This window comes from Bacillus cereus group sp. N21 (assembly GCF_016483395.1).
GTDB lineage: Bacteria > Bacillota > Bacilli > Bacillales > Bacillaceae_G > Bacillus_A > Bacillus_A pseudomycoides.
On record NZ_JAEHBX010000415.1, the window covers coordinates 1 to 242 of the forward strand.

Here is a 242-nt window from a genome sequence, read left to right on the forward strand (position 1 = left end):
AAATTATTATGGGTATCCCTGCATACGGAAATGATTGGGATTTGAGTGATAAAAGTAATAGCAAAATGCTTGCTTGGAAGGACACAAATGAACTTATTCAAAAAACAAATGCAAAACCGCGTCGTGATGGAGCGGCTGGTTCGATGGTGTTTACGTATACGGATAAAAATAATCATAAGCATGAAGTTTGGTATGAGGATGAAACAAGTATTAAACAAAAAACTCACTATACAATCACAAAG

Annotated in this window: 1 protein-coding gene; it reads left to right on the top strand. The window is 35.1% G+C overall.

Annotated elements, in window-relative coordinates; translation table 11 throughout:
* Window positions 1-242, top strand: a 242-nt coding sequence (locus tag JDS96_RS31460) for a glycosyl hydrolase family 18 protein (protein ID WP_242480048.1), incomplete at both ends; no start/stop codon positions are given.